The 5774-nt window shown below is 51.6% G+C and carries 3 protein-coding genes and 1 tRNA gene; 1 reads left to right on the plus strand and 3 read right to left on the minus strand.

The features are described from left to right. The 3 genes from V6D20_23140 to V6D20_23150 form a co-directional block, all read right to left on the minus strand. Positions 1–874 (minus strand): AAA family ATPase (locus V6D20_23140; GenBank protein HEY9818675.1); only part of this gene is annotated, 874 nt, incomplete at its 3' end. Positions 875–1401: 527 nt separating this feature from the next. After that, positions 1402–3636, minus strand: coding sequence for an amino acid permease (locus tag V6D20_23145; protein ID HEY9818676.1), 2235 nt, complete (start codon positions 3634–3636; stop codon positions 1402–1404). A 258-nt stretch (positions 3637–3894) separates the two neighbouring features. Continuing rightward, positions 3895–3968, minus strand: a tRNA-Arg gene (locus V6D20_23150). 154 nt (positions 3969–4122) lie between these two features. Here V6D20_23150 and V6D20_23155 point away from each other — a divergent pair. Further along, the coding region (locus tag V6D20_23155; protein HEY9818677.1) for a DEAD/DEAH box helicase family protein at positions 4123–5774 on the plus strand (1652 nt) is incomplete at its 3' end.

A 5774-nucleotide genomic window follows, 5' to 3' on the forward strand; every position in this document is an offset into this window, starting at 1 on the left:
TATAGTCATATTCTTGTCTAGCAGATGCTAGCTTTTTATGTAGCATGTTGCGTTTTAACAATTTGCGCAACGCATCATCAGAGGCATCGACTAATTGTTTGTCGGCTGGAATGACATCAAACCTCAATTCCGAATTAATTCTCTTTAAAGGAAACTTGTAGGGATGTAGCGTACTCAGAAGTTCTATATCCCGCTGTGTGAGCGATTCAAAGACGCCGCCTTCACTTAGGGGAATGCCTAGTGAACTTGTTAAATCTTGCTGATTTGGGTCAAAATCAACAGCTAGAACCCGCTTACCTAGAAAAGTTAGGATTGCTGCTAGGTTGACGGCTGTAGTTGTTTTTCCTACACCCCCTTTGTTGTTATAAACAGCTACCGTTAAGGCTCTGGATGGACTTTCAATCTTCTTGCGAATTGAAGCAACAATCTTGTCAGCATTTTCACTGTCTAGGGCAAGGCAGTGGGTAGCAGGATAAATTACTTTACCGTGTTTGCGAAATAGTTGAATGTGGCAAGAGTTAGTAATAATGCCCCACTCAGCTGTTTTGCAGTTGGGAGCAAGAAGATATCGTTTGAGTTGCGTGACCGTTTTTTTGTATTGTGCGGCATCGCTGGACAAGTTACAATCTCTACCCTTCAACTCTAAGAGAAGATAGGGATTGGACTTTGTATGTAGAAAAACATCATCTCCAACTGTTTTTCTAGCTGCTTTATCAACGGCTTTGCCATCACCCGTTGGGTAATTAGGATGAACTTCTTGGGATTGAAACCCTAGTAGTTCTAGTAGATGGGATGAAAAATGATGGTCAACGACGGCTTCCGGAGCATTTTCAGGAAGACTGCTTAGAGTGGAGCGAAGACTAGTGGGTGCCATACTTATAAGGTAGGGGGAACTTTCAATGGTATCTCAGATCTAGTGTGCCCATTGGGGTACGCTTACTCACACTATCGTGTTGATTGCTTGTCAGGAAAATTACACTACTTGACTGATAACCTTATGTCTACTTGACTCTGAACGCGTGTAGATAGGATGTCAGATTCAGCCTACATTGAGGGCTTTCAGAACAGCAATGGTGTAGAGAGGCGTTTCTTAGTATGTTGGAGAATACTTGAAAAACGTTTCTCTACACCTCCCTCATTTTAAGCAGATATTAAGAAACGTGCTACGGGTAAGCGTGATGGATTCAGGGGCGATCGCCTGCCGTTAGAATGGACAAGAAAATGTTGAAGCCAGAGCACATGAAGACATGCAAGCCAGGCGATAGCTAAAAAAATGCCCCGGTAGTTCATAGAAAGTGCCTGTGAGCAGGTGATCTTGAACTATCGGGGAAAAGTTAGACAGCCGACGTTTTGTTGAGCGTCTGCCATAGTGGAATAGGACGTACAAAGGGAGATAGGCAGCTAGCCTTCGCTGAGGACTTCGGTAAAGGCAAACTTGGCGGAAGCTAAGACAAATATCGTAGTAGGCAGCTTAGCCGTGCGCTGCTGTAAGTTGGCATAGTACTCTGGATAGTCATCCACGGCATCGGGAGGTGCTATGCCTAGAAAAATCAAATCGGCGAAGGCTGATGACTCGTGAAGCACCTCGTCAAAAGAACGACCGTTGGCGACTAATACCTCTGATAGGGCAGAAATACGCATATCTTGCACAAACCTGCGGATATTCTGCTGGGCAGACTTGGCCGCCGTATCGTCCTGCACCATCAGCTTCAGGCAAATGTCTACATTGCGCCACGCGATGTTCCTGCTCAGCAGGTCAGCCAGCAGTAGCATCAACCCACCATTAGCCTGCATCCCTCCCCACCAGACATCAATGCGCTGACGGCGGCCAAATCCTCCCTGTTCATTTTCCCGCAGAATGATAATATTGCGATTTCCCTTGTGGGTCTGGGCAATGAGGTTACAGTAGCTGGTTCGTCGTTCTGGATTTTCGCTATCTCCGAGCACAATGGTGTTGGGTACAAGGGGGCCAAGACCATAGGTCTCGATGAGTTGAACAGCACCTTCAAAGGGATCTGAGGCGGTGGTGAGGCGTACTAAGGCTCGGATACCTCGCCGTTCCAAGTAGTCGCGGATGGTGGCTTCCATGGTAGATTGCTGCCCCACATCGCGGGAGCCGCTGGGTAAGACACTCGATACGGTAACGAGGCCTCGGTTGTGGGTGAGGGCATCGGCTAGCTCGACCAACGACCAGCGGCGAGATGGGGAACCAGAAAGGGCGAGAATGTGGGGCCGCCAGTTTTTAGGATCATCGGTGTGGTCGAGTTGCAAAATGCCTGTCCGCAGGAGCGCCATCCACATGCCCCGGCGGGCATCTCCCCAGGTGGCTTCCAGTTCCCGGCGCTGCAGCCAAAAGAAAATGCTGAGGGCGATCGCTGCGGCAACGACCGTGGCAACAGCATTAATTAAAAACATGACCGACAAACAGCCCACCGCTCCAAGGAGCGACAGGAACCAGGGGACACGGAAGGTAGGACGATAGGAGGGGCTTTGCAGAAAGCCTTCAATGCCAGCGGAGACGTTGAGCACCAGGTAAGTTGTGAGAAAAAACATCGTGAGCACAGGGGCGATCAGATTGAGATCGCCGATGCAAACGGCTGCGGCGGAGACAAATAATGTTACCGCCGTACCAATGCGGGGCTCATCTTGACGACCGCTACCCGTACCTAGAATTTTGAGGGCGCGCGGCAGGACGCCGTCCCGCGCGAGGGCTTGCAGGACACGGGGGGCTCCCATAATGCTGCCAATGGCGCTGGATAAGGTTGCTCCCCAGACGCCTAGCAAAATGGCAGGACTCCAAAAGGAGAGTTGCTGCATGATCAGCGGTTCATCGATGAGGTTGGCGGTATCGACTCGATAGGCAAGGAGCAGCGGCAATACCATATAGATGACGTACCCTACTCCCACGGCGGCTAGGGTGCCGCTGGGCAAGGCTTGGGTAGGATTTTTTAAATCCCCAGACATATTAACGCCAGCCATGATGCCCGTCACCGCAGGGAAAAATACGGCAAACACAGCCCAGAAACTCTGGGTCGTTTCAGGAACGGCCCAAAGTTGCGGTTCTATGTTAGGCAGCGATGGCCCAAAGATCAGGGAGATCAGAGATAGGGCGATCGCCCCCATGATGAAGTACTGGGCTCGAATGGCTAGCTCGGCGGAGGTGAGAGCCAAAATGGCAACCGCGAGGGTGGTTATCAACGCAACAACCACCTGATTCAGCCCTGGAAACACCGCTGAGAGGCTTTCGGCAAAGCCAAGGGTGTAGAGAGCCACGGAAAGAGCTTGGGCAAAGTATAGGGGGATGCCTACTGCTCCTCCCGTCTCAATGCCGAGGGAACGGCTAATCATGTAATAGGCTCCGCCCACGCGAACGACCCGGTCGGTGGCGATCGCACAGACGGACAGGGCGGTCAAAAACGTGATGGAGGTGGAGAGCGTCACAATAATCAGGGTGCCGAGCAACCCTACATTGCCCACAACCCAGCCAAATCGGAGGTACATAATTACCCCCAAAATGGTCAAAATTGAGGGGGTAAACACGCCGCCAAAGGCTCCTAGCCCTTGGGGTTCCTTCGATGAAGGATCGGGTGGCAGACTAGGTTCGGGTTTGGGAGATTGGCTAAAGGGTAGCTTCATGAAAAAACGTCAAGTAAGTAACAGAAACGTGGACAACATTGGACTCAGGCACTGCTACCTAGAGTGAAGACCAATGAATGATGTCAGGCCCATTTAAGCGTACTCTTCCCGACATCTCCACCTAGGCCTGCTCAGCCACCCGTTATTCATTCATGGCCAACAAGTCTTGGCGACGTTCATGTCTACGACGGCTAATGCGGTCTAAGCCAGGGCGATCGCTTTTGTAGGGTGTATGGGATCGCCATCAAACATTAGAAACGGGACTGGCGCGATTCGAACGCGCGACCTACCGCTTAGGAGGCGGTTGCTCTATCCTGTTGAGCTACAGCCCCAGGTTACCGCCCATCCTAGCAGCAGCGCTGGGTGGACACGAAGGGTTTCTAGGGGTGCGATCGCTCAGTTATCAAATTATTTTAGTTTTAGTGGTTGCGACGATCGCAGCCGGTTTTTTGGGAAATCTAGGCTTGCATGTTGCGAGTTGTTCCCATGTCTAAAAAAGACCTCAGTGAAACGGATATTTGCGATCGCTACATTACACCCGCGCTTCACAATGCAGGATGGAAGCCGGGGCAGATTCGGCGGGAGTTTGGATTCACCGATGGTCAGATGATTGTCCGAAAGCAGATGACCGTCAGGGGCAAACGAAAACGCGCCGATTATTTGCTGTATTACCAGACGAATAAGGCGATCGCCATCATCGAAGCAAAGGATAACAAGCATCGGGTAGGAGATGGACTGCAGCAGGCGTTGGGCTATGCCGAAGCATTGCAAGTGCCATTTGTTTTTGCCAGCAATGGGGATGGGTTTCGGTTGCACGATCGCACGGGCACCTATCCGCAGATGGAACAGGATTTGGGGTTAGACGAGTTCCCTTCGCCGGACGAACTGTGGGAGCGCTACCAGCAATGGCAAAACCTGACGGATGTGCCGTATACCGCCCAGGCGCTGCTGTCGTCGGCTTTTTATGAGGGGATTGGGGCAAAGGAACCCCGGTATTATCAGCAGCTTGCGGTGAACCGGACAATTGAGGCGATCGCCCGTGGACAGAAGCGCTGCTTGCTGGTGATGGCGACGGGAACCGGGAAAACCTTCACCGTCTTCAACATCATCTGGCGCTTGTGGCGAACCGGGGTAGCGAAGCGGGCCTTGTTTTTGGCGGATCGCAATATTCTGGTAGACCAGACCAAGACTAATGACTTTGGCCCCTTTGGGGAGGTGATCACGAAAATTGACCGGACGTTGGTGGATGAGAATGGCCGCATCAATACGTCCTATGAAATTTACCTGGGGTTGTATCAAGCCTTGATTGGCAACGAGGAACGGGAGAACCTGTACGAAAAGTTTGAGCGGAATTTCTTTGACTTGGTGGTGATTGATGAGTGTCATCGGGGCAGTGCGGCGGACGATTCCAACTGGCGACAGGTGTTGGATTATTTTGCAGATGCGGTGCAGGTGGGGCTGACGGCAACACCAAAGGAAACCAAGTATGCGTCAAACATTGATTATTTTGGCGATCCGATTTTTACCTATTCGCTGAAGCAGGGGATCGAAGACGGATTTTTGGCTCCATTTCGGGTGGTACGGGTGGATCTGGATAAAGACCTGGAAGGCTGGATGCCGGATGTGGGGGAAGTGGATGATCGGGGGCAGACCATTGAAGAACGGCTCTATAATTTGCGGGACTACGATCGCACCATTGTCTTCAATAAACGCACTGAGCTTGTGGCGCAATACCTGACCCATTTTTTGCACGATGGCGACCCGATGCGGAAAACCATTGTGTTTTGCGAAGACATTGACCATGCCCGACGGATGCGAGAGGCGATCGCCGAAATCGACCTCAACCGCGAACTGATCCAAGCCGATCACCGCTACGTCATGCGGATTACGGGGGATGAGAAGGAGGGCAAAGACCAGCTCGATAACTTTATCGACCCAGAGGAACCCTATCCCGTGATTGCTACCACCTCGAAGCTGATGACAACGGGGGTAGATGCCCAGACCTGCCAGGTGATCGTGCTGGATCGGCGCATCCAGTCGATGACAGAGTTTAAGCAAATTGTGGGGCGCGGCACTCGGTTGCGGACGGACTATGGAAAGAACTTCTTCACCATCCTGGATTTCCGAAACGCTACCCA

This window comes from Candidatus Obscuribacterales bacterium (genome assembly GCA_036703605.1).
GTDB lineage: Bacteria > Cyanobacteriota > Cyanobacteriia > RECH01 > RECH01 > RECH01.